24 protein-coding genes are annotated in these 23791 nt (G+C 72.1%); 14 read left to right on the top strand and 10 right to left on the bottom strand.

What is annotated here, in order from left to right; translation table 11 throughout:
• Positions 1–188 precede the first annotated feature (188 nt).
• Positions 189–467, top strand: a complete 279-nt coding sequence (locus tag ACIQM3_RS01290; RefSeq protein ID WP_362939111.1) for a metal-sensitive transcriptional regulator — start codon at positions 189–191, stop codon at positions 465–467.
• A gap of 20 nt (positions 468–487) precedes the next feature.
• On the opposite strand, the gene ACIQM3_RS01285 is transcribed toward ACIQM3_RS01290, so the two are convergent.
• Complete coding sequence (locus tag ACIQM3_RS01285; protein ID WP_401617199.1) at positions 488–982, bottom strand: hypothetical protein; 495 nt, start codon at positions 980–982, stop codon at positions 488–490.
• Between the two features lie 197 nt (positions 983–1179).
• Here ACIQM3_RS01285 and ACIQM3_RS01280 point away from each other — a divergent pair, with 197 nt between their 5' ends.
• From ACIQM3_RS01280 to ACIQM3_RS01265, 4 genes are all read left to right on the top strand, one after another.
• Positions 1180–1761 carry a hypothetical protein gene (locus ACIQM3_RS01280; RefSeq protein WP_401617197.1) on the top strand — a complete coding sequence of 194 codons (582 nt, stop codon included), beginning with the start codon at positions 1180–1182 and terminating at the stop codon, positions 1759–1761.
• Between the two features lie 101 nt (positions 1762–1862).
• Positions 1863–2693: an ammonia-dependent NAD(+) synthetase gene (nadE, locus tag ACIQM3_RS01275; protein WP_401617193.1), complete on the top strand. Its 831-nt coding sequence runs from the start codon at positions 1863–1865 to the stop codon at positions 2691–2693.
• Between the two features lie 178 nt (positions 2694–2871).
• Entirely contained in the window at positions 2872–3846 is a 975-nt protein-coding gene (gene pip / locus ACIQM3_RS01270; protein ID WP_401617191.1) for a prolyl aminopeptidase, read from the top strand.
• A gap of 49 nt (positions 3847–3895) precedes the next feature.
• Complete coding sequence (locus ACIQM3_RS01265; RefSeq protein WP_401617188.1) at positions 3896–4891, top strand: aldo/keto reductase; 996 nt, start codon at positions 3896–3898, stop codon at positions 4889–4891.
• 142 nt (positions 4892–5033) lie between these two features.
• Here the strand turns inward: ACIQM3_RS01265 and thpR are convergent, their stop codons facing one another.
• From thpR to ACIQM3_RS01250, 3 genes are all read right to left on the bottom strand, one after another.
• The gene (gene thpR, locus ACIQM3_RS01260) at positions 5034–5606 is read right to left on the bottom strand and encodes an RNA 2',3'-cyclic phosphodiesterase (protein WP_401617185.1); all 573 of its coding nucleotides are present in this window, start codon (positions 5604–5606) and stop codon (positions 5034–5036) included.
• Positions 5607–5747: 141 nt separating this feature from the next.
• Positions 5748–7082 (bottom strand): MFS transporter, encoded by a 1335-nt coding sequence (locus ACIQM3_RS01255; RefSeq protein WP_401617182.1) that lies wholly within the window; start codon positions 7080–7082, stop codon positions 5748–5750.
• Between the two features lie 93 nt (positions 7083–7175).
• The gene (locus ACIQM3_RS01250; RefSeq protein ID WP_356707868.1) at positions 7176–7616 is read right to left on the bottom strand and encodes a MarR family transcriptional regulator; all 441 of its coding nucleotides are present in this window, start codon (positions 7614–7616) and stop codon (positions 7176–7178) included.
• 134 nt (positions 7617–7750) lie between these two features.
• Between ACIQM3_RS01250 and ACIQM3_RS01245 the strand changes: the two genes are divergently transcribed.
• Positions 7751–7966 (top strand): hypothetical protein, encoded by a 216-nt coding sequence (locus tag ACIQM3_RS01245; RefSeq protein WP_187355795.1) that lies wholly within the window; start codon positions 7751–7753, stop codon positions 7964–7966.
• A 50-nt stretch (positions 7967–8016) separates the two neighbouring features.
• Here the strand turns inward: ACIQM3_RS01245 and ACIQM3_RS01240 are convergent, their stop codons facing one another.
• A complete protein-coding gene (locus ACIQM3_RS01240; protein ID WP_401617179.1) occupies positions 8017–9468 on the bottom strand; it encodes an NCS2 family permease in 1452 nt (483 codons plus the stop codon).
• Between the two features lie 175 nt (positions 9469–9643).
• On the opposite strand from ACIQM3_RS01240, the gene ACIQM3_RS01235 reads away from it, so the two are divergent.
• Positions 9644–9931, top strand: a complete 288-nt coding sequence (locus ACIQM3_RS01235) for a DUF2530 domain-containing protein (protein WP_401617176.1) — start codon at positions 9644–9646, stop codon at positions 9929–9931.
• Positions 9932–10082: 151 nt separating this feature from the next.
• Positions 10083–12491, top strand: a complete 2409-nt coding sequence (locus tag ACIQM3_RS01230) for an HAD-IC family P-type ATPase (protein ID WP_401617174.1) — start codon at positions 10083–10085, stop codon at positions 12489–12491.
• A gap of 19 nt (positions 12492–12510) precedes the next feature.
• On the opposite strand, the gene ACIQM3_RS01225 is transcribed toward ACIQM3_RS01230, so the two are convergent.
• Positions 12511–13374 carry a calcium-binding protein gene (locus ACIQM3_RS01225; protein ID WP_401617171.1) on the bottom strand — a complete coding sequence of 288 codons (864 nt, stop codon included), beginning with the start codon at positions 13372–13374 and terminating at the stop codon, positions 12511–12513.
• A 220-nt stretch (positions 13375–13594) separates the two neighbouring features.
• On the opposite strand from ACIQM3_RS01225, the gene ACIQM3_RS01220 reads away from it, so the two are divergent.
• Positions 13595–13855 carry a hypothetical protein gene (locus ACIQM3_RS01220; RefSeq protein ID WP_401617169.1) on the top strand — a complete coding sequence of 87 codons (261 nt, stop codon included), beginning with the start codon at positions 13595–13597 and terminating at the stop codon, positions 13853–13855.
• Between the two features lie 46 nt (positions 13856–13901).
• Here ACIQM3_RS01220 and ACIQM3_RS01215 read toward each other — a convergent pair whose 3' ends face one another.
• The gene (locus ACIQM3_RS01215) at positions 13902–17081 is read right to left on the bottom strand and encodes a sacsin N-terminal ATP-binding-like domain-containing protein (RefSeq protein ID WP_401617167.1); all 3180 of its coding nucleotides are present in this window, start codon (positions 17079–17081) and stop codon (positions 13902–13904) included.
• 246 nt (positions 17082–17327) lie between these two features.
• Positions 17328–18257, bottom strand: coding sequence for a DUF3027 domain-containing protein (locus ACIQM3_RS01210; protein ID WP_401617165.1), 930 nt, complete (start codon positions 18255–18257; stop codon positions 17328–17330).
• 441 nt (positions 18258–18698) lie between these two features.
• On the opposite strand from ACIQM3_RS01210, the gene ACIQM3_RS01205 reads away from it, so the two are divergent.
• Genes ACIQM3_RS01205 through ACIQM3_RS01190 form a run of 4 tightly spaced genes read left to right on the top strand, consistent with a single transcriptional unit; the run spans position 18699 to position 22280 of the window.
• Positions 18699–20144, top strand: a complete 1446-nt coding sequence (locus ACIQM3_RS01205; RefSeq protein ID WP_401617162.1) for an MFS transporter — start codon at positions 18699–18701, stop codon at positions 20142–20144.
• Between the two features lie 27 nt (positions 20145–20171).
• Positions 20172–20654, top strand: coding sequence for a DUF2771 domain-containing protein (locus ACIQM3_RS01200; protein ID WP_401617160.1), 483 nt, complete (start codon positions 20172–20174; stop codon positions 20652–20654).
• 29 nt (positions 20655–20683) lie between these two features.
• Positions 20684–21403, top strand: coding sequence for a futalosine hydrolase (locus ACIQM3_RS01195; protein WP_401617157.1), 720 nt, complete (start codon positions 20684–20686; stop codon positions 21401–21403).
• The gene (locus ACIQM3_RS01190; protein ID WP_401617154.1) at positions 21375–22280 is read left to right on the top strand and encodes a 1,4-dihydroxy-6-naphthoate synthase; all 906 of its coding nucleotides are present in this window, start codon (positions 21375–21377) and stop codon (positions 22278–22280) included. The genes ACIQM3_RS01195 and ACIQM3_RS01190 overlap by 29 nt, the downstream gene beginning before the upstream one ends.
• A gap of 40 nt (positions 22281–22320) precedes the next feature.
• Here the strand turns inward: ACIQM3_RS01190 and ACIQM3_RS01185 are convergent, their stop codons facing one another.
• Positions 22321–22704, bottom strand: a complete 384-nt coding sequence (locus ACIQM3_RS01185) for a cold-shock protein (RefSeq protein ID WP_014154805.1) — start codon at positions 22702–22704, stop codon at positions 22321–22323.
• 166 nt (positions 22705–22870) lie between these two features.
• Here ACIQM3_RS01185 and ACIQM3_RS01180 point away from each other — a divergent pair, with 166 nt between their 5' ends.
• Positions 22871–23107 (top strand): hypothetical protein, encoded by a 237-nt coding sequence (locus ACIQM3_RS01180; protein WP_401617150.1) that lies wholly within the window; start codon positions 22871–22873, stop codon positions 23105–23107.
• Between the two features lie 6 nt (positions 23108–23113).
• On the opposite strand, the gene ACIQM3_RS01175 is transcribed toward ACIQM3_RS01180, so the two are convergent.
• On the bottom strand, positions 23114–23731 hold the full coding sequence (locus tag ACIQM3_RS01175; RefSeq protein WP_401617147.1) for an HAD family hydrolase: 618 nt from the start codon (positions 23729–23731) through the stop codon (positions 23114–23116).
• Between the last annotated feature and the right edge of the window lie 60 nt (positions 23732–23791).

Here is a 23791-nt window from a genome sequence, read left to right as displayed (position 1 = left end):
CACCCTCTGCTCGTCGGACGCACTCTGCGCCACGTCCACGACGCTACGGAGAGGGGCGGGCGGGCACATTGGGCGTACGCCCCCGACTTCGGGGTGGCGCTGAGTACACCCGGACCAGGGGGAAGCACCCGGGTACGATACCCCTGGGGGTATACGAGCCCCAGCGACAGGTATGCGCGGGAGGAACCATGCAACTCGACATGGCGGCCGAAGAGCTGAAGTCCGTCCTCAACCGGCTCCGGCGGGCCCAGGGGCAGATCGCCGGGGTCATCAGGATGATCGAGGAGGGCAGGGACTGCGAGGACGTGGTCACGCAGCTGGCCGCCGCGTCCCGGGCCCTGGACCGGGCGGGGTTCTCCATCATCGCGACGGGGCTCGAACAGTGCCTGGCCGACGAGGGGCAGACACCGGCGGACAGGGACCGGATGCGCGCCCGTTTGGAGAAGCTGTTCCTCTCACTGGCGTGAGAGGACGCGAGGACACCCCGTCAGCGCTCCGGGAACGGCTCCCCGCACGCGCTGCAGAACTTCGGCTCCCGGTCGGCCGACAGCCGCCCGCACTCCGGGCAGACCAGGTCCAGCATGCAGGGAGCCTCACCGCCCTCGTACGCGGGAGTGCGCACGGCCGGCTTGATCGTGAGGCCCGGGCGCCGGCGGTGCACCGTGAGGTACGTCAGCCCGTCCGGCCCCGCCTCCAGCGCCCTCCGTGAGGTCCGGGGCAGCCAGGTGACGGCCGTCGGGGCGAGGTCCAGGGTGTCGCCGCCGCCCGTACGCAGGCTGCCGCCGCCCGCGAGGACGACGAGCAGCACGTCCAGGACGTCCTCCTGGTGCTCCTCCACCCCGGCGTCCGGCGGCAGATGGACGACATTCGCGTCCAACTCCCTTCCCTCTTCGGCGAGACGCCAGAGGGCGCCGCGCTCGCCGGGTGCCGCGGAGGCGAGGAGTTCGTCCAGGACCGCCAGCACCTGGGGGGTGGCGTTCACGTCGCGGCCTCCTCGTCGTAGCGTTCGCGGGCCTCGTGGACCGGTCGGAGCAGGCCCCCAGCATTTCACGGGGACAGGGGATCCACTCAGCCATGCCCGAGCTCCGACAGCCGGACGAAAGGCCTCCGTTGGTGGAGGCCTTCTCCGGCCGGTCCGAAACCGCCGAAAGGACCCGGTGACCGCTGTACTCTCGGCCGATGATTCAGCCGACGCCCTCGCCCCCCTCGGCCACGGACGCCGAGTGCGTCGCGCTCACCCGGACCCTGCGCCGCCGGGGCACCGCCGTGCTGTCGGTGTTCGCCGTGGTGTGGGCCTTCGCCGGGGCGTCCGGGCTGGCGTCGTCGGGTGCGGCTCTGGCCGTCGAGATCATCGCCGTGCCGGTCACCGCGGCGGCGCTCCACCTCGCCTACCGCAAGGGCGCCGCGCCCTCGCCGCGCCTGGTCTCCCTGCCCGCGAACTGGGCGCGTTCGGTCGGCATCGTCAACGTCGCCGAACTCGCGGCGATCTTCGCGGTGATCGCAGCGTCCAACGCCTCCGGCCACCCCGCCTTCATTCCGCCGGCCGTCGCGCTGGTGGTCGGCCTGCACTTCGTCCCGCTCGCGCGCCTCTACGACCAGTGGCAGTACAAGGGGACGGCCGCGCTGCTCTGCGCCGTCGCGGTCCTCGGTTTCGCGCTGATCGCGGCCGGCCTGTCCGACGGCGGCGTGCGCGCAGTGGTGGGCCTGGGCTCCGCGGTGACGCTGTGGGCGTCGGCGTACCACGTGGCCGTCAGGGGCTGAGGCTCCGGCCGCACGGCTCCACCGGCGCACCGGACCTGCGGGAGAGGGCCCTGGGTAGGGTGGGCGCGACAGCGCACCGTGAACCGGACCGAGGAGCAGACGTGAGCGAGCCGGCGGACATCGCCCTGCAGCAGGAAATCGCCAGGGAGCTGGAGGTCGCGGAGACCTTCGACGCCCACCAGGAGATCGAGCGCCGCGTGGCCTTCCTCGCCGAGCGGCTGACCTCCACGGGTCTGGGCTCGCTGGTCCTCGGCATCAGCGGAGGCGTCGACTCCACCACCGCCGGCCGGCTGTGCCAGCTCGCCGTCGAGCGGGCCAGGGCAGCGGGCCACGCGGCCCGGTTCTACGCGATGCGACTTCCCTACGGCGTCCAGGCCGACGAGCACGACGCACAGCTCGCGCTCTCCTTCATCAATGCCGACCAGGTGCTGACCGTGGACATCAAGCCCGCGACCGACGCCATGCAGGAGTCCCTGCTCGGCGGCGACGTGGCCTTCCGCGACCCCCACCACCAGGACTTCGTGCTCGGCAACGTCAAGGCCCGGCAGCGCATGATCGCCCAGTACGCGGTGGCCGGAGCGCACAGCGGCCTGGTCGTCGGCACGGACCACGCCGCCGAGGCGGTCTCCGGCTTCTTCACCAAGTTCGGGGACGGCGCGGCCGACCTGGTCCCGCTGACCGGGCTGACCAAGCGCCGGGTGCGCGCCGTCGCGGAGGCGCTCGGCGCGCCGGCCGAACTGGTCGGGAAGGTGCCGACGGCCGACCTGGAGACGCTCGACCCGGGCAAGGCGGACGAGCACGCGCTCGGCGTCACCTACGACACCATCGACGACTTCCTGGAGGGCAAGCCGGTGGACGAGCAGGCCTTCGACACGATCGTCGGCCGCTACCGCCTCACCGACCACAAGCGCCGGCTGCCCATCGCGCCGTAGGGCCCCGCACCGGAGAACCCTGGCGTCACCCCCACGGCGCGGCTGCGGGACCGGGCCCCTCCGCCGACCGGTCGGATCCCACGCCGAGGACTCCGCCCGCCACCACTCCCGCGGCTACCGGGGCAGCGGGCCGCCGTCCACCTGCATCGAACAGCTCACGGACCGAGGGGGACACGCAGTGGACAGGCGGCCCGACGAGAAGTACCCGCCGGTCGAGCCCTACGACCACGGAATGCTGGACGTCGGCGACGGCAACCTCGTGTACTGGGAGGTCTGCGGCAACCCGGCCGGCAAGCCCGCTCTCGTCGTCCACGGCGGCCCGGGCTCGGGGTGCGGGCCCGGGGCCCGGCAGCACTTCGACCCGGACCTCTACCGCGTCGTGCTCTTCGACCAGCGCAACTGCGGCCGTTCCACCCCGCACGCGAGCGACCCCGCCGCCGACATGCGGCACAACACGACGGCGCACCTGATCGCCGACATGGAGCTCCTGCGCGCCCACCTCGGCATCGGGAAGTGGCTGCTGCACGGATGGTCCTGGGGCTCCACCCTGATCCTGGCGTACGCCGAACAGCACCCGGAGCGGGTCTCGGAGATCGTGATCCCCGCGGTGACGACGACCCGGCGCAGCGAGATCGACTGGCTGTACCGGGGCGCCGGACAGATCTTCCCCGAGGCGTGGGACCGGTTCCGGGCGGGCGTCCCCGAGGCCGAAGGCCCCGATGACCTCCTCTCCGCGTACGCCCGGCGGACGGAGAGCCCCGACCCGGAGGTCCGGGCGAAGGCGACGGCCGACTGGTGCGCCTGGGAGGACGCGGTGCTGTCCATGGAGACGCACAGCGGCCCGCCTCCGTACACGGGGCGGCCGGACCGTGACCGGCTGGCGTTCGTCCGGATCTGCGCGCACTACTTCTCGCACGCCGCCTGGCTGGAGGAGGGGCAGCTGATCCGGGACGCGGGCCGCCTCGCGGGCATCCCCGGTGTCCTGGTGCACGGCCGCTTCGATCTGGGCAGCCCGCTCATCACGGCCTGGGAGCTTGCCAGGGCCTGGCCGGACGCCGAACTGACGGTGATCGACGGCGCGGGCCACACGGGCGGCCCCGCGACCTCCCGGGCGGTGCTGGCCGCGCTGGACGACTTCGCACGGCGCGCCTGAGCGGCTCCCCCTTGCTTCGAGCGCACTCGAAGGAGTTGGGTTGGCATCCATGAAGTACACGCAGCTCGGACGCACCGGACTCAAGGTCAGCCGCCTCGTGCTGGGGACGATGAACTTCGGCCCCCAGACCAACGAGAGCGACAGCCACGCGCTCATGGACGCCGCCCTGGAGGCAGGCGTCAATTTCTTCGACACCGCGAATGTCTACGGCTGGGGCGAGAACAAGGGCCGCACCGAGGAGATCCTCGGCACCTGGTTCGCACAGGGCGGCGACCGCCGCGACAAGGTCGTCCTCGCCACCAAGGTCTACGGCAACATGGGCGCGGACGGCGAGGCGTGGCCCAACCACGACAAGCTCTCCGCCCTCAACATCCGCCGCGCAGTCGACGCCAGCCTCAGGCGGCTGCAGACGGACCACATCGACCTGTACCAGTTCCACCACGTCGACCGGGACACCCCGATCGACGAGATCTGGCAGGCCATCGACGTACTGATCCAGCAGGGCAAGATCCTTTACGCGGGCTCGTCCAACTTCTCGGGCTACAAGATCGCCCAGGCCAACGAGCGCGCCCGGCAGCGGGGCAGCTACGGCCTGGTCAGCGAGCAGTGCATCTACAACCTGATGGAGCGCGGGGCCGAGATGGAGGTCATCCCGGCCGCCCAGGAGTACGGCCTGGGCGTCATCCCGTGGTCGCCGCTGCACGGCGGACTGCTCGGCGGCGCGATCCGCAAGGAGCGCGACGGCGGCGGCGCCCGGTCCACCTCCGGCCGGTCCGGTGAGGCGCTCGCCGACCCGAAGGTGCGGGCGCAGATCCAGGCGTACGAAGACCTCCTGGAGAAGCACGGCCTGGAGCCCGGCGAGGCCGGTCTGGCCTGGCTGCTCACGCGGCCCGGCGTCACGGGGCCGATCTCCGGCCCGCGCACACGCGAGCAGCTCGACTCGGCGCTGCGCGCGGTGGAGCTGGAGCTGTCGGGCGAGGTGCTGTCGGCCCTCGACGAGATCTTCCCCGGCCCGGGGCCGTCGCCGGAGAACTTCGCCTGGTAGCCGGCGCGCGTGCGTGCGTCCTCGGCGGGCTCAGCCCCCGAGGGCGGACGCCGCCGCGACGACGATGAACATCAGTACGAGCACGGCGGCCATGATGCGGTTTCTGGTCTTCGGGTCCACCCGACGAGCGTAACCGCCCCGCTCACCGCCCCAGCGGCCAGGCCCGCACCACCTCGTACCGCGGCTGCTCCCCCGGCACCCCGTCCACGGGCGGATTGCTGCGTACGAGACTGAGCTCCCCGGCCTCCCAGCGCAGGCCCTCGAAGCCTTCCAGCGCCGCCGTGTACGGGGTCAGGTCGGCCTGGCCGCGACTGCGGGCCAGGGTGAGGTGGGGGGTGTAGCGGCGGTGCTCCTCCATCGGGATCCCGGCCCTGCGCGCGGCGGCATCCGCCCGCTGCGCCAGCAGCCGCAGAGTGTCGAGGCCCCCCGCCGCCCCCGCCCAGAGCGCCCGGCCGTCGAATCTGCCGCCGCCGTGGATCCGGAGCGGGAAGGGCTCGGTCCGGTGCGCGGCACGCTCCAGCCGGCTGTACAGCTCCGGCAGCAGCTCCTCGTCGACGTTCCCGAGGAAGGCCAGCGTGTAGTGCCAGCCCGCACGGGCGGTCCAGCGGAGGTTCACGGCCCCGGGGATCGTGTGCAACGGACCGACGGCCCCCGCAAGCTCGTCGGCGGCGGGTCCGGGCGGCAGGACGGCGGCGAAGAGTCTCTGGCTGCTCATTCGGCGAGTGTCCCAGCGTCCCGGCGTGTCCGGGGCCCTTCGGCGTACGGCCTCACCTGGAGACCGCCGGCTCCCCCGCGCCTGAACGCACGACTGCCCTCCTCCCGGCGGGGGAGGAAGGCAGTCGCGTGTCACCGGCTCTCAGGCCGCCGTGGCCAGCTGCTCGCGCGGGACTATTCGCACGTGCGGGCGACCCGGCCGCAGGTCGACCTTCAGACGCAGGCCGCCGACGCGCGTCAGCATGAAGCCGACTCCGACCGCGGCCACCATGGAGATCGCGCCTCCGGCCGCCATACCGACCCGGGCGCCGTAGGTGTCGCTGATCCAGCCGACGATCGGGGCGCCCACCGGCGTGCCCCCGGCGAAGACCATCATGTAGAGGCTCATCACCCGGCCCCGCATCTCGGGGTCGGCGGCCATCTGGACGCTCGTGTTGGCGCTGATGTTGGTCGTCAGGCCGATCATGCCGATCGGGAGCAGCAGCAGCGAGAACAGCCACACCGACGGCGACAGGGCCGCGGCGACCTCCAGCAGACCGAACAGGGTGCCCGCCGCCACCAGCATCCGCAGCCGCGAGGAGCGACGGCGGGCGGCGAGCAGGGCCCCGGCGAGGGAACCGGCCGCCATGAGGATGTTGAAGAACGAGTACATCCCGGCGCCGCCGTGGAAGATCTCGTCCGCGAAGGCCGTCAGGAAGATCGGGAAGTTGAACCCGAACGTGCCGACGAAGCCGACCAGGACGATCGGCCAGATCAGATCGGGCCTGCCGGATACGTAGCGCAGGCCGTCACGGAGCTGGCCCTTGGCCCGCTTGACGGTCACGGACGCGTGGAGCTCGCTCGTCCGCATCATCATCAGGCCGACGAGCGGCGCGATGAAGGACAGCCCGTTGAACATGAACGCCCAGCCGCTGCCGACCGTCGTGATCAGGACACCCGCGACGGCGGGGCCGATGAGCCGGGCGGACTGGAAGTTCGCCGAGTTCAGGCTGACCGCGTTGCGCAGCTGCGCGGGGCCGACCATCTCGGAGACGAACGACTGGCGCGCCGGGTTGTCGACGACGGTCACCATGCCGAGCAGGAAGGCGATCAGGTAGACGTGCCAGACCTCGACGACGCCGGAGAGGGTCAGGACGGCGAGCGCGACGCCGCAGAGGCCGAGTGCGGCCTGGCTGATGAGCAGCAGACGCCGCTTCGGGAGCCGGTCGGCGATGACCCCGCCGTACAGGCCGAAGAGCAGCATCGGAAGGAACTGGAGGGCCGTGGTGATACCGACGGCGGCGGCGGACCCGGTGAGGCTCAGGACGAGCCAGTCCTGCGTGATGCGGGACATCCAGGTACCGGTGTTGGAGATCACGGCGCCCGTGGCGAACAGGCGGTAGTTACGGATCTTCAGCGACGAGAAGGTCCCGCCGGTCTTGCTCTCGTGGGTGGAAGTCGGTGCGGGGGCGGAGTCTGCTCCGGATCCCGTACTCAAAAGAGTTCGCCTCCTCGGACGTATACGGCGTTCTTACTGACGGGGACGTGACTGCGGGCGCTGCGGACCGGGGTCCGGCGGCGCCCGAAGGGGTCACAGGTGGGCGAGCTTCTCCAGCACGGGCGCGGCGGCCCGCAGCTTCTCCCACTCATCCTCGTCCAGGCCCTCGGCGAGTCCGGTCAGCCAGGCGTTCCGCTTGTCGCGGCTCTCGGCGAGCATGGCTTCCGCCTGCTCGGTCCGGCTGACCATCTTCTGCCGACGGTCATCGGGGTGCGGTTCCAGTCTGACCAGGCCCTTCGCTTCCAGCAGCGCGACGATGCGGGTCATCGACGGGGGCTGCACGTGCTCCTTGCGGGCCAGCTCACCGGGGGTGGCTGAACCGCAGCGGGCGAGCGTACCGAGCACCGACATCTCGGTGGGGCTCAGCGACTCGTCGACGCGCTGGTGCTTCAGGCGCCGGCCCAGCAGCATCACGGCGGAGCGGAGGGAGCTCACGGCGGCGGCACTGTCACCGTCGTGGATCAGGTCAGGCATGTTCCTTAGCGTAACTCATTAGCCATGCTAAATACCACCCGGTGGTACACGCGCGAGAAACTGATCACCCGAACGAGTGAGTATGAGGCGGAAAGACGCGCGAAAAGGCCGCACGTGCCGCGACCCTGCTTGGCATGGGATCGACAGTGCTCAGCCTGCGCATAGACGGTGAGCTGCTCGACCGGCTCCGCCGGCACGCCGCGAGACGCGGTATGAGCGTCCAGGACTACGTGGTCCAGACGCTCGTGCGCGACGATTTCGACGAACGTTTCCACGCCGCCGTCGACGAGACGGAGAAGTTCTACGGGGCGGAGACCCGTCACGCGGACCCGGCCGACCGGGTCACATGACGGGCTCCGCCCCGCAGGGGTGAAGATTTTTCGCGCGTCGGGGTGCGCGCCTACGTGAGGCCGAGCGCCGGCATCGCGTAGTAGAAGACGAAGACCGCGGACACCACGTACATCGCCGTCGGGACCTCCCGGCCGCGCCCGGCCGCCAGGCGCATCACGCTGAAGGCGATGCAGCCGATGCCGATGCCGTTGGTGATCGAGTACGTGAGCGGCATCATCAGCATGGCCATGAAGGCCGGGACGGCGAGCGTGTAGTCGCTCCAGTCGACGTCCCGCACATTGCCCGCGAGGATCAGGAAACCGACCGCGATCAGCGCCGGAGTGGCCGCCTGCGAGGGGACCATCGTCGCCAGCGGCGTCAGGAGCAGCGCCACCGAGAAGAGCAGCCCGCTCACCACGCTCGCGAGCCCGGTACGGGCGCCCTCGCCGACCCCCGCCGTGGACTCGACGAAGCAGGTCGACGCGGAGGAGGAGCTCACGCCACCCGCGGCGACGGCGACACCGTCGACGAGGAGGACCTTGTTGATGCCCGGGAAGTGGCCGTCCTTGTCCATCAGCTTGGCCTCGTCACCGACGCCGAGGATGGTGCCCATCGCGTCGAAGAAGCAGGACAGCAGCACGGTGAAGACGAAGAGGATGCCGGTCAGGAGGCCGACCTTCCCGAAGCCGCCGAACAGACTGACCTGACCGATCAGCCCGAAGTCCGGGGAGGCCACCGGATTGCCGGGCCACTCCGGGACGGTCAGCCCCCAGGCACCGGCCGGCAGGTCGGCGACCGCGTCGATGACCAGCGCGACGACCGTCATGACGACGATGGAGAGCAGGATCGCGCCCGGCACCTTGCGGACGATCAGCGCGAGGGTCAGCAGCGCGCCGAGGACGAAGACCAGGACCGGCCAGCCGTTGAGGTGGCCGTCGTTGCCGAGCTGCAGCGGCACCGTGGTGTGCGCGGCGTCCGGGATGCGGGAGACGAAGCCGGAGTCGACCAGGCCGACCAGGAGCACGAAGAGGCCGATGCCCATCGCGATGCCCTTGCGGAGCGAGCGCGGCACCGCGTTCATCACGCGCTCGCGCAGCCCGGTCGCGACGAGCAGCATCACGACGATGCCCGCGAGGACGACCATGCCCATCGCGTCGGGCCAGCTCATCCGGGGGGCGAGCTGGAGGGCGACGACGGTGTTGACGCCGAGGCCGGCGGCGAGCGCGATCGGCACATTGCCGATGACACCCATCAGGAGCGTGGAGAACGCCGCCGCCAGCACGGTGGCCGTGACGAGCTGGCCGCCGTCGAGCTGGTGCCCGTACATGTCCTTCGCGCTGCCGAGGATGATCGGGTTGAGCACGATGATGTACGCCATGGCGAAGAACGTGGCGAAACCACCACGGACCTCGCGCGCGACCGTCGACCCCCGCTCGGAGATCTTGAAGTAACGATCAAGGACACCGTGAGGCTGCTGCGGCATCGGAGGCTGATCGACCGGAGCGGTGGCCGAGGAGGACATGTATGACCTTCAGTCGTGCATCGAGGGGATGAAAGCGGTCAGATTTGGATGTTCACACGAATGAATCGAGTCACCCACAAGCAGATTCAGTATGAATACATAAGGGAAAGATCGCTATCTCCGCGCGTAGATCCTTGGGCCGACTGGCCCGCAGCGCAGCCCGTAGACTGACCGCATGGAGAAGTGGACACCGAAGCACGAGGCGCCCGAGCCCCTGGAGGGCCCTGTCGTCGCCACCGTCACGGGCGGCACGATCCTCTGGTTCGTCCTCTTCGTCGTGCAGGTTCCCTTCTACGGCTGGTTCGACGACCGCGGTCACGCCTGGTGGATCTGGGTCTGCCTGGCCGGTGCCGGACTGGGCCTGATCGGCATCTGGTACGTCCGGGGGCGGGACGCGGCGCTCAAGCGGGCCGCCGCCCGTGCCGCCGCCGACGGGCCCGCGCCCGACGGCGCGCACCACTGACTGCGGGCGCCTGCTCCCGTACGGCCCTGCGGTTCCGATCCCCCGGCCCCGTCCCCTGACGTACGACCGTGGGACCATTCCGGTCCTCCCCCGGTCGGATCTTCCGGCGCCCGGCGGGTGAACCGCCCCTTCCGCCCGTACGGTCGGAATCATGACGCAGCGGGCACTCGATCCCTTCGGTGAGCAGCCGGACCCCGTACGGACCTCGCCGGCGCCCGCGCCACCGGGCGGGCTGACGACCGCCGAGGTCGCCGAACGGGTCGCCCGAGGCGAGGTCAACGACGTACCGGTCCGCTCGTCCCGCTCCGTCACCGAGATCGTCCGCGCGAACGTCCTCACCCGGTTCAACCTGATCATCGGCGTGCTCTGGGTGATCATGCTGTCCGTCGCGCCGATCCAGGACAGCCTCTTCGGCTTCGTGATCATCGCCAACACGGGGATCGGCATCGTCCAGGAATGGCGCGCCAAGAAGACCCTGGACAGCCTCGCGGTGATCGGCGAGGCGAAACCGACCGTGCGGCGCGACGGAAAGGCGGCGGAGGTCTCCGTCTCCGAGATCGTGCTCGGCGATCTGGTCGAGCTGGGCCCCGGGGACAAGGCCGTCGTGGACGGCACGGTCGCCGAGGCCGACAGCCTGGAGATCGACGAGTCGCTCCTGACGGGCGAGGCCGACCCCGTGGTCAAGCGGCCCGGCGACCCGGTGATGTCCGGCAGCTTCGTCGTCGCCGGCGGCGGGGCGTTCACCGCCACCAAGGTCGGCCGCGAGGCCTACGCCGCCCAGCTCGCCGAGGAGGCGTCCCGCTTCACCCTCGTGCAGTCCGAGCTCCGCAGCGGCATCAGCACGATCCTCAAGTACGTGACCTGGATGATGGTGCCGACGGCGATCGGGCTCGTCATCAGCCAGCTGGTCGTCAAGGACAACAACTTCAAGGACTCGGTCGCCCGCACGGTCGGCGGCATCGTCCCGATGATCCCCGAGGGCCTGGTGCTGCTCACCTCGGTCGCCTTCGCGATCGGGGTCATCCGGCTCGGCCGCAAGCAGTGCCTCGTGCAGGAGCTGCCCGCCATCGAGGGCCTGGCCCGGGTCGACGTCGTCTGTCTGGACAAGACCGGCACCCTCACCGAGGGCGGCATGGACGTCACCGAGGTCCGCCCGCTGAACGGCTCCGACGAGGAGTACGTACGCCGTGTCCTCGGCGCTCTCGGCGCCTCCGATCCCCGGCCCAACGCCAGTCTCCAGGCCATCATCGACGCCTACCCGGACGGTGAGGGCTGGGGCGTCACGCAGGCCATGCCGTTCTCCTCGGCCCGCAAGTACAGCGGGGCCGCCTTCACCGAGGGCGACGGCGAAGCGTCCGCCTGGCTGCTGGGAGCCCCCGATGTCCTCCTGGGCGCCGACGACCCCGCCCTCGCCGAGACCGGCCACCTCAACGAGCAGGGGCTGCGGGTCCTGCTCCTCGCCAGGGTGCGGGGTGAGCTGGACGCCCCGGACGCCGCCTCCGGGGCCGTGCCCACCGCGCTCGTCGTCCTGGAGCAGCGGCTGCGGCCCGACGCCGGCGACACGCTGGCCTACTTCGACGACCAGAACGTCGACGCGAAGGTCATCTCCGGCGACAACGCCGTCTCGGTCGGCGCGGTGGCCCAGAAGCTGGGGATGCCGGGCGCCGAACACCCCCTGGACGCCCGCCGGCTGCCCGAGGACAGCGACGACATGGCGACGGAGATCGAGCGGAACGCGGTCTTCGGCCGGGTCACCCCGCAGCAGAAGCGGGACATGGTCGGGGCGCTCCAGTCACGCGGGCACACGGTCGCGATGACCGGGGACGGCGTCAACGACGTGCTGGCGCTGAAGGACGCCGACATCGGGGTCTCGATGGGCTCGGGCTCGGAGGCGACCCGCGCGGTGGCCCAGATCGTGCTGCTCGACAACAGCTTCGCGACGTTGCCGTCCGTCGTCGCCGAGGGCCGGCGGGTCATCGGCAACATCACCCGGGTCGCCACCCTGTTCCTGACGAAGACCGTCTACTCGGTGCTGCTGGCGATCCTGGTGGTCTGCTTCCAGGTGGAGTACCCGTTCCTGCCGCGCCATCTCACGCTGCTGTCCACGCTGACGATCGGCGTCCCGGCGTTCTTCCTGGCGCTCGCCCCCAACAAGGAGCGGGCCCAGCCGCACTTCGTGCGCCGCGTCATGCGGTACGCGATCCCCTCCGGGGTGATCGCGGCGGCGGCCACCTTCGCCACGTATCTCGTCGCCCGGCACCACTACGCCGGTACGGGGGCGCTGGACGCGGAGACGAGCGCGGCGACCCTCACGCTGTTCCTGGTCTCCATGTGGGTCCTGGCGATCATCGCCCGCCCCTACACGTGGTGGCGGATCGCCCTGGTGGCGACGATGGGCCTGTGCTTCCTCATCGTGCTCGCGGTGCCCTGGCTCCAGGACTTCTTCGCGCTGAAGCTGGTGGGGACGACGATGCCGTGGGCGGCGGTGGGGATCGCGGTGGTCGCGGCGGCCGTCCTGGAACTGGCCTGGCGTATGGTCGGCCGCCGCTTCCGCTCGTAGCTGTCTACTTCACAGCTGCTTACTTCACGTCGACGAAGTCACCCGCGGTCGTGACGGCCGGGGTGGTCGAGGTGCCGGCGAAGCTGTAGCGCCAGTAGCCGTCCACCGAGGCCTTGACCGTGGTCTTCAGCGCACCGGTGCTGTTCGTCTTGATGGTCTTGACGGTGGTGTAGGTGCTGCTGGTCTTCTTGCGGAACTGCAGCTTGACGGGCTGCACGGTGTAGCCCATGTACGTGCCGTTCTCCCAGTTGGCACGCGAGAGCTTCCCGGTGGCCGTGATGGTGGCGCCCTTCTTGACGGGCTCCGGCGCGGCGTTGACGGTCAGCTTGGAGAGGCGCTGGACGCGGGCCGTGGACTGGTAGTCGTTCCACGCGACCGACTGGTCGCCGGCGAGCGCGCCGGCGGTGACCTTCCAGGTGCCGGCCAGCGTGTTCTTGTACAGGTCGTAACCCGGGTACGCCGTGATCGTCATCGTGCAGGTGGCGGTCGTGGCGCTGAGGTTCTTGCAGGACGCCACGTCCTCGTTCGGCAGCAGCACCCCGTCGAGACCGGAGCTCACGTTCGTGCCGTGCCACAGGTCGATGTAGCCGTCGACTATGCCGGACGGGTGCGAGGCGGTGACGGAGACCGTGATCTTCTTCGCGGCCGTGGTGCCGACGACGACGTCCTTGCCGCCGTTGATGACGACCTTGGAGATCACCGGGGTCGTCACGGCGGCGCGCGCCGCCGCGCGAGGGGCCTTGGCGCCGGTGCCGAAGACCTCGGCCGCGGTGGGCCTGTCCAGGTCCGGGACTGCCTGGTCCCCCGCCTGCGCGGCCGGTACGGCGAGAGCGGACAGAGCCAGGGCGCCGGAAACAGCGGCGACGGTGGCACGAATACGCATGTGGTCCCCTGTGGAGCAGGGGACCCGCCGTGGTGGTGTCCACCCGGCGGGCCCCAACTGGTCGATGAGTCTGATGACTCGCACGATCAGACAGCGCCCGGATGTGAATAGTTGTGCCCGGGGAATGTATTTATGGTGAAGATCACACAGGGGTGCCGGGTCGGTCCGGTATCAACACCCGTGCACCCGGTCACGCCTCCGGGGCAGAGGGGGCACACGGATGATCGACCCGCTCACCGGCGTCATCGCGGTCGCGGTCTCAGGAGCGCTGGGCGTCGCCGGCGAACGTGCCGCCCGCAGGCGGAAGCGCGCGTTCTGGGACCGCTACGGGACCTATGAAGGGTTCCGGCGCCAGGTCGACGAGGACAAGGTCCGCTCCGTGCGCGGCGCCCGTGGGGACGTCGCGGCGATCAAGACGGTCCGGGACGACCACCCGCTCGCCTCGCTGGTCGTCGCGAAGCGGTACGTCCAGGAGCTGTGAGACCCGCCCGGTCGCGGGTCTCCGACAGCCTCCCGGTTGCCGGTCGTCAGTCGAACCAGCGGTCCCGGGCCAGCTCCTCCGTGCGGGACGGGTCCTCCAGGAGCGCCGCCACCTCGAAGCGGCGCGGCCACTGGCCGGCCGCCCAGGCGAGGCCGGCCGCCACACCCTCCACCGTGGACGCGTGGACCACACCGTCCGGGCCGCGACGCCAGTCCAGCTCGACGCCGCCCGCGCGCAGTTCGCCGTGCTCGACGTACGTGCCGGGGGTCCCGGCGCCGAGCAGGATCCGTACGGACTCCGGCACCTCGTGCACCTCGCCCTCCGTCGTCACCACGGCCTCGACGCTCTCGCCGAGCCGCCGCACCTGGAGCAGGTCCGCCAGCTCGGCCGCCCGGGCGGGGGCCACCGGGAGCAGTGGGAGCCCGCCGGTCAGCGGCAGCAGGTCGGGGGCGTCGGCGATCACGACGTCCGCAGCGTCGGCGACCCGCACCTCGTCGTCCACGACGGCCCGCAACTCGTCGGGCAGCGTGACCTGTTCGGGGTCCAGCTCGGCGAGCGCCGTGTAGAGCGAGTGCAGCTGTACGGGACCGACGGGGCGGTCCTCGTCGGCGAGCCGGCCCAGCAGCTCGGCCGCCCCGCCCGGCTCGTCCAGGAGCGCCGCCACCGAGGTCCGTACGCCGAGGGCGCGCAGCACCTGCGCGTCGTCGAAGCCCGTCGCGTCGGCGGAGTCGTACAGGCCCGCGAGGCGCGGGTCACCGCCCGCCGCGCGCAGGCCGGCCGGGCGGCGGCCGTCGAGCACGGGGTGGTCGCGCAGCCACCACGCGGTGTAGGGCCGCACCGACTGCGTCGTACCGTCCGGGAGCAGCACCCGTACCGGCTGGGTCAGCGCGTCGCGCAGCGGCGGGAGGGCGAGCATCGCGAGCGCCTGCGGCCAGGCGTCGTCGTCGACGAGGTCCAGGTCGCGTACGGCGACGAGCTCGGTGGCGACCGGTGGGACGGGGGTGTCCGGGAGCTGGTCCAGGACGTCCTCGCACCACACGTCGACGGCGTCGAGCAGGCCCGCGTCGTCGGGCTCGGCGAAGTCGCCGTCGCGGGGCTCCAGTTCGTCCGGGTCCAGGACGACGTCGGCGGCCCGTACGAGGGCGAAGGTGGCCAGCACCCCGCAGGCGGTCAGGGGCTGTTCACCCCAGCGATCGGCCAGCTCCGCGTCGCACAGGGCGAGTTCACCCTCACGCATCACCTGGGCGAACGGGCTGTCCGGCAGCACGAGTTCGCCGGCGGGTGCGGGTTCGCCGTCCTCGTCGGGCAGGGCGAGCGCGCCCAGCCAGGGCTCGTCGCCGGGCGCGAGGTCCGCGTCGCGGACGAGCGTGAGGACGGTCTCGGCGAGCTCGTCCCCGTCCAGGGCGTCCTCGTCCCAGATCTCGCCCGCGTCCAGCGACCCGGCGACGGCGGCCCGGACCTGCGGGGTCGTCAGGACGGCCCGGGGGGTGGCGGGCAGCGCGCCGAGCTTCTCCAGCAGGGGGTGGGCGGCGTCCGGGTGGGCGACCTTCAGCCCGAGCCGGGCCAGCCGGGCGAGCACGGGCGAGGTGAGCGCGTCCGGCAGCGGCAGGAGGACCTGGCGGGGTCCGATCGTGGTGCGGGGCGGCGCGTCCACCGGGCCGGCGAGGGGCACGGGCAGCCCGGAGAGCCGGTCGGGGTCGACGCCGGCCAGGCTGTCGTAGAGTCGCCGCCACCAGTCCGGGTCGCGCTCCAGGCCGGCCAGCCGGTCGATGGCCTCGGTCAGCGGGACCCGGGCGACACCGAGCGTGCGCAGCTCGACGCGGCGTTCGAGACCGGCGGGCAGCAGACAGGGCAGGACCTCGGCGAGGACCCGTACGGTCCGGTCGCCCACGCCCTCGACCACCTCGGCCTCGACGGGCCGCAGCGCGGTCGTCCCCGGGCTCGGTGCCCCGGCGCCGTCCCAGTCGTCCCACTGGGCCGCGGCCTCGGCGGGGTCACGGGGCGCGGCGGGCTCCAGGAACGCCACCCGCGGCAGCCGCTCCAGGATCGCGGCCCGCAGGGCGCCGTCGAGCTGCCCCTTGCCGAGCGCGCCCGGCACCAGCGCGATCGTGGCGGTGGACACGGGCTCCCACCCGGCGAGCAGCTCGGCGTAGGCGTCGGCCGCGCGCTCCACCAGGAAGTCGGTCAGCGGGCCCGGCGCGGGGTGCCGGCGGGTGGTGTCCAGCGGCAGCGAGGCGATCAGCAGGGCGGGGACACCGAGGGGCTCGTCGGTGGGGGTCGGCGCGTGCACGACGGGTGCCGTACGGGGCTGCTGGGGCGCCCCGTCCTCGCCCACGGGCACGGCCCACGTCACGGACCAGTGCGGACGCAGCCGCTCCTCGACGGGCCGGTCGGCCAGCAGAGCGGGCTCCAGGGGGCCCTGGCCGGCGACGGTGCGCCAGCGGTGGAGGCCGTGCACGGAGTCGTCGACGTGCGTGTACGGGCCGTGCTGCGAGCGTCGCAACGTCCGTACGCCGGCGGGGGTTTCGATGACGATCTCGTCGAGGCCGGACAGCGTCAGGAGGAGCGCGTCGTCGACGCCTTCCAGCAGCCTGCTCACGAGGTCCTCGGCGACACCGTCGCGGAGCGGCAGGACGACCACGGTGTCGTAACCGTCGGGCGCGGTGCCCTCGGCGGGCAGCGGGAGCCGGAGCAGCGGTACGTGTCCGTCGCGGCGGCGCAGCTCGTCGCCGAGGCCGGGGCTGCCGACGGCCGCCTGCCGCGCGAGGTCGCGGGCCTCCGCGAGGGACCAGCGGACGCCTCCGTGGCGTCCGATCACGGCGGGCTCGTCACTGACGGCCAGCACGGCGGCGAAGCCGACACCGAAGCGGCCCACGGACGACTCGTGACCCTCGCGCTTGGCGGAGGCACGCAGGGTGCTCAGCGACTCGACGCCGGTCGCGTCGAGGGGCGCGCCGTTGTTGGCGGCGGCAAGCACGGCGGAGCTGTCGCCGTCCGCCTCGTGCAGGGTGAGGCGGAGCCGGCCGGGGACACCGGCGCGGGCGGCGGCGTCGGCGGCGTTCTGGGCGAGCTCGACGACCAGGCGGTCGCGGTAGCCGCCCAGCGCGAGGTCCTCCTCGGCGTTGGCGTCCTCCCGGAAGCGGGCCGGGCCCGCGCCCCAGGCGTCGAGCACGCCGCGCCGCAGTCGCGCCGTCCCGAACGGATCGGCCCCCTCGGTCGCATTCATGCTCACGCTCGTACTCCGCTCTTCCGGTGACCCGTAACCCGTGACGCCCAGTGTGCGCCCGAAGGTACCGCGACGGGGCAGCCCCCGACGCCGGCCGGCCACGGGACCAGCAACACGCAGGGCCGGACCGCGCCCCGGCAAGATCAAGCCCGCCCGGCGATTGAGGACAAAGCCTGTACCAGGAGCGCCCGCGGGCCCCGCGATGCCCGGGCACCGCGAGCCCGGACCCCACAGCGGACAGGAGCGTCAGGAGTGCCCCAGATCCTCCGTCGCGCCGTCCGCACGGTCCGGGACCGAGCCGGAGCCGTCGGCAGGACGCAGGGAGTAGTCGTCCACCCGCATCGTGTCCAGCGCGTGCGACGGCTTCGGCGTCTTCGGCATGACCGCCGCCTCGGAGTGACCCCCGCAGCCGTACGCCAGGGAGACGACCCGGCCGTCCGCCGGGGCGAACTCGTTCGCGCAGACCCCGAAGGCCTGCTTCAGCGAGCCTGCCATCGGCACCAGGAACGCGCAGGTGACACACGACGCGGGCGCCGCCTGCGCCATGGGCGTCTTCGCGCCGAACTCCTCGTCCCACCGGTCCGCCGCCAGACTCAGCCCGTACCGGGACAGCACCCGCGCACGCCTCGTGCCGAGCTCGTCCGCGACCGCGGCGATCGAGCCCCGCCGCGTCCCGGGCAGCGTCGTCAGCTCCGCGTCCTCGACGTCGGCGAGGGCGGCCAGCTCCTGCGACACCTCGGAGACCGCGGAGTTCGGCAGGGGCTCGTCCTCGCCCGTCCAGCCGGGCTCCAGGCGCGGATCCTCCGCCTCGGTGGGCAGCAGGTCGCCGGGGCCCATGTCGCCGGGCCGCAGCCGCTCGCTCCAGGGCACCCACTCGGGGGCCAGGAGCGCGTCGGATCCGGGCAGCAGCACCGTTTCGTCAAGGGTGACGTTCTTGGCGCGGGAGGCCCTGGCGACCGTCACCGCCCAGCGCCAGCCCCGGTAGCCGGGTTCCTTGGCCTCGAAGTAGTGCGTGACGACCCGGTCCCCCTCGGAGACCAGGGCCACGTGCTCACCCACCACTCCTGGCGCGGCAGCCTCTTCCGCGGCCGCGCGTGCGAGGTCTACCGCCTCGGCGCACAGACGGTCAGGGGCGGGGGTACGGGCCGTACGGCTTCGCGTCGTCGCAGCACTCACAGGTCTCGCTTCTCTCCATACGCCGTCTCACGAGCGCGCCAGCAGCTCCATCGATGTCCGATTTCGGCCATGACAGTTGTGAGCGGAGCGGACCTGGGGGCCGCGTCGACGTCCACACCCGTTGTGCCTGCCTCGGGCGCGCCTTCTGCCACCCATTCTGCGGGATCGCGGAGAGGCGCGCGGCCAAGAACAACCGCCGGTGGCGCGTGAGTGCACGCTACCCTCTCCGCCGCCCCGCGCCCACCTGCCCGTCCCAAACAGCACCGGAACCCTTCCGTACCGGTTCGGATCCGTTACCGGGCGGAGAGCGGAATCGCCCGGGAGCGGCGGCGCGTACAAGCCGTTTCCCGGCCGGGGACGACTCACCCGACGGAGCGTCCGTCGCCACACCCCGGCCCGATCATGGGTTCGTGACGGCGGGGGGTGGGGCACTATGACGACGTGGCCGCCGCCAGGTCGTCCGACGGATCCGGCCCGCTCCGCAGGGCGGGGCGGGCGATCACCCGTGCCCTGCGCGCCCCGTTCACGGGCACCGCACGGGGGATCAGGAAGGCGACCCACGCCCACGGGGCCGGCGAGTCCGGCCTCGGCAAGCTGATCGAGCTGCACGCGGTCAACGGCGCCGGTGACGTCATGATCACCGTGGCGCTCGCCTCCACGGTGTTCTTCTCCGTACCGACGGACGAGGCACGGGGGCGCGTCGCCCTGTACCTCGCCGTCACCATGGCCCCCTTCACCCTGCTCGCCCCGGTGGTCGGCCCCCTCCTGGACCGTCTGCCGCACGGCCGCCGCGCCGCGATGGCCGGTGCGATGTTCGCCCGGGCGGTGCTCGCGATCACGATGTCGGGCGCGGTGGCCACGGGCGGCCTGGAGCTCTATCCGGCGGCCCTGGGCGTCCTGGTCTGCTCGAAGGCGTACGGGGTCGTGCGCAGCGCCGTGGTGCCCCGTCTCCTGCCGCCCCGCTTCTCCCTGGTGAAGGCCAATTCGCGGGTCACCCTTGCCGGTCTGCTGGCCACAGGTGTCGCGGCGCCGATCGGGGCGGGGCTGCAGAGCATCGGGTCCCCCTGGCCGCTCTACGGCGCCTGTGTGATCTTCCTCGGCGGTACGGTCCTCGCCTTCACGCTGCCCCCCAAGGTCGACTCCGCGAAGGGCGAGCGCAAGGCCCGCCTCGTCGTCCCGCACGAGGAGGCGGCCGCCCCGCCGCCCGTCCGCGTCAGCACCTCCAAGAGCGCCAGGGACGGCAGGACCGGCAGCACGTGGGCCGCGAGGAGGAGCCGGCGGGAGAAGCCGCCGGGGCTGCGGTCCGTCGGGCCGTCCGTCCTGCACGGCCTCCAGGCCAACGCCGCGCACCGCGCGCTCTCCGGCTTCCTGATCTTCTTCCTGGCGTTCCTGCTGCGCGAGCACCCCCTGGCGGGGCAGAGCGCCGCCGTCTCCCTCGGCATCGTCGGGGTCGCGGCGGGCGCCGGGAACGCCTGCGGCACGGCGGTCGGCTCGTGGCTCAGGGCGCGCGGCCCCGAGGTGATCGTCGCGACGGTGCTGGGGCTCGCCCTGGGGGTCGCTGTGCTCACCGCGGTGTTCTTCAGCACCGTGATGGTCGCCGCCCTCGCCGCGGTCGCGGGTTTCACACAGGCCCTGTCCAAGCTGTCGCTGGACGCGATGATCCAGCGCGACGTGCCGGAGGAGGTGCGTACGTCGGCCTTCGCCCGGTCGGAGACGCTGCTCCAGATGTCCTGGGTGGCCGGCGGCGCGATCGGCATCGCGCTACCGCTCAACGGAGTACTCGGCATGTCCGTCGCCGCGGGGCTCCTGGCGCTGGGTGCCGCCGCCTCCGTACGGGGCCTCCTGGGGGCCGCACGGCGCGGCTCACCGCACCCCCGCGTGGCGTGAGCGGCACCGACCGATAACCTTCGGCGCATGACCGTTGCGTTCTTCTCCGGTAAGGGCCGTCGAATCGGCGTCGCTCTTGGTGCCGTGTCCGCGGGACTCCTAGTCCTGTCCGCCTGCGACAAGCCGACGCCGCTCGCCACCGTGACGGTCGGCGACAACTCGGTGAGCGCCGAGGCGTCCTGCTACAACGACGGCAACGCCCTCAAGGAGTCCGAGATCCAGGGCTGCCTGAACAAGAAGGCGGAGGACACCGTCAAGGTCGCGATGGACGACAAGGTCCGCTTCGGCGTCGACCCCGAGGTCGCGGACCACGGCTGGAGCCTCTTCATCAACGGCCAGCAGGCCGAGCAGGAGCCGTACAAGAAGACCTACCGGTCGATCCCCGGCAGCGCCTTCTTCGCCAGCCAGACCGGTGAGACCACGGCGGACAAGACGCAGGTCAGCATCGTCGAGACCAAGGGTCAGAAGCTCACGGGCGTCTGGCACTTCCAGCTCACGAAGACATCCTGACCGACCCTTCGACCCCGAGGACCACCGCCGTGCGGGTGCTTGTCGTGACCGCCGTCCCGGCCGAACGGGACGCGGTCACGCGCGCGTTCGGGGGTGATCCGGAGGTGCGGGAGGTGCCCGGCGCCGAGCTGCACCGGGCCGGCCCGTTCGACGTCCTCGCGGGTGGCGCGGGCCCGGCCGCCGCGGCGGCCGCCACCGCCTTCGCCCTCGCCGCCGCGCCCGCCTCGCAGCCGTACGCGGCCGTGGTCTCGGCCGGCATCGGCGGCGGCTTCGCACCCGCCGCGCCCGTCGGCTCCCTCGTCGTGGCGACCGGCATCGTCGCCGCGGACCTGGGCGCCGAGACCCCGGACGGCTTCGTGCCCGTCACCGGTCTCGGCTTCGGCAGGGACACCTTCCTGCCGCCCGAGGCCCTCGTACGGGACGTGGCGGAGGCCACCGGCGCCGTGCCGGGCCCCGTCCTCACCGTCTCCACCGTGACCGGCAGCGCGGCCCGCACCGCCGAGCTGCTGGCCGCGCACCCCGGAGCCGTCGCCGAGGCCATGGAGGGCTTCGGCGTCGCGGAGGCCGCCGACAGGTTCGGTGTGCCGGCGCTGGAACTCCGGGCCGTCTCGAACACCGTGGGGCCGCGCGACCGCGGGGCCTGGCGTATCGGCGACGCCCTGGCGGCGCTCACCGAGGCGTTCGGGAAGACCGCACCTGTAGTGGAAAGTTGGACCTGGCATGACCGACTCGACCGACATCGTGACTGACACCGCGACGGACTCCGCCGGCGCTTCGCTCCCCGCGCTGCGGATCGCCTTCTCGCCGTGTCCCAACGACACCTTCGTCTTCGACGCCTGGGCGCACGGAAGGGTCCCCGGCGCGCCCGCCCTCGACGTCACCTTCGCCGACATCGACCTCACCAACGGCATGGCCGAGCGCGGCGAGCTCGACGTGCTGAAGGTGTCGTACGCCGTCCTCCCGTGGGTGCTCGACGAGTACGCGCTGCTGCCGTGCGGCGGGGCCCTGGGGCGTGGCTGCGGGCCGCTCGTCCTCACGAGGGAGGCGGGCGCGGACCTGACGGGGAAGACCGTCGCCGTGCCGAGCGAGCGCTCCACCGCCTATCTGCTGTTCCGGCTGTGGGCGGCCGAGGTCGTGCCGGGCGGCGTGGGCGAGATCGTCGTCATGCCGTTCGACGAGATCATGCCGGCGGTGCGCGACGGCCGGGTGGACGCCGGGCTCGTGATCCACGAGGCCCGTTTCACGTACCAGAACTACGGTCTGCACAGCCTCGCCGACATGGGTGAGCACTGGGAGTCGACCACCGGCCTGCCGATCCCGCTGGGCGCGATCATCGCGAAGCGCTCGCTGGGCGAGGAGACGCTGAACAGGCTGTCGGAGTCGATCCGTACGTCGGTGCGGATGGCCTGGGACGACCCGGAGCGTTCGCGTCCGTACGTCCTGGAGCACGCCCAGGAGATGGACCCGGCCGTGGCCGACCAGCACATCGGGCTGTACGTGAACGAGTTCACCGCCGACCTCGGCGAGAGCGGCTACGCGGCGATCCGCGGCCTGCTGACCCGGGCGGCGGCCGAGGGCCTCGTGCCGGCGCTGGCGCCGGACGCGTTCTCCGTCACCGGGCGCTGATCAGGGACGCCCGGGCCCTGCCCGGGCGTCCCCGCGTACGTCAGACGTCGAGCTGGTCGGCGACGGCCCTCAGCAGGCCGGCGATCTTCGCGCCCGCCGCCTTGTCGGGGTACCGGCCGCGTTCCAGCAGCGGCGTGATGTTCTCCAGCACCGTCGTCAGGTCCTGCACGATCGAGGCCAGCTCGTCCGGCCTGCGCCGCTGTGCGGCGGCGACGGACGGCGTGGGGTCGAGGATCACCACGGAGAGGGCCTGGTCACCGCGCTGGCCGGCCACCACGCCGAACTCGACGCGCTGGCCGGGCTTGAGCGCTTCGACGCCGGCCGGGAGTACGGAGGAGTGGACGAAGACGTCGGCGCCGTCGTCGCGCGAAAGAAAGCCGAAGCCCTTTTCCGAATTGAACCATTTGACCTTACCCGTGGGCACGTCTGTCCTCGTCCTCGTACTCGTCGGTGCGCGGGAGAGCCGTGAAACGGCTCCGGATAGCAGTACAGCGGGTCTTCCGACCCGCCGTGCCCCAGGCTAATGGTCCAGGGGCCGGACACAAGACGTCGCCGAATGGTTCCGCCGAGCTGGGAACTACCCTGACCGGGTGAGTACTACTCCTTCCGGCGCAGGCGACCGGCTCGTACAGGTCGGCGCGATCGTCTTCTTCATCGGCGCACTGGCCACACTGGTCACCGTGGCCCCACTGTTCCTGGGCACCGACCCGTTCCCGTCCATCGCCTACGCGGTGTGCATGCTGATGGGTGTGGGCTTCCTGATCGCGGCCGCGGGGGTGGTGCGGTCGGTGTGGAAGAACTCCCCGAAGCGCGCCGCGGCCCAGTAGCGGCGCTCACGCCGCGGCGAAGGTCCGCAGCCAGGCGGGGAACACCGTGAGGTCCGGCAGGATCACGTCGGCTCCGGCGGCCCGGAGTTCGTCCTCGTCGCACGGGCCGGTGGTGACACCGACCGACAGGGCGTTTGCCGCCCGCGCACCCCGCACGTCCCCGGTGTGGTCGCCGACGTAGACCCGCGCGCCGTGCTCCAGGAGCGCCTGCGCCTTGCCCTCCGCCCAGAGCCCGCCGATCAGCACGTCCGCGTCTATGCCGAGGTGCGCGAGGTGGAGCTTGGCGTTCGGCTCGTACTTGGCGGTGACGACCATCGCCCGCCCGCCGAGCGCCTGGACGGCCTCGACGGCCTCCCGGGCGCCGGGGAGCGCGGTCGTCGGGGTGATCGCCGTGTCCGGGTAGAGGGCGCGGTACCGGTCGCAGGCCTCGTCGATGGCGTCGGCCGGGAACCAGTTCCGCATCTCGTCCTGGAGCGGCGGGCCGAGCCGGCTGACGACCAGTTCGGTGTCGATGTACACACCCGTCTCGGCCGCCAGTCTCTCGTAGGCGACCTTGATGCCGGGCCGGGAGTCGATGAGCGTCATGTCGAGGTCGAATCCGACCGTCAGGGTGGGTGAGGACATGACGTCCATTGTGCCGGTGTCCCGGACCGGGCGGCCGGCCGTCCGAAATGCGGGCCCCAC

It is taken from the genome of Streptomyces sp. NPDC091271 (assembly GCF_044757505.1).
Lineage (GTDB): Bacteria > Actinomycetota > Actinomycetes > Streptomycetales > Streptomycetaceae > Streptomyces.
The sequence above is the reverse complement of the archived record's forward strand: the minus strand, read 5'-3'. Positions and strand labels throughout refer to the sequence as shown.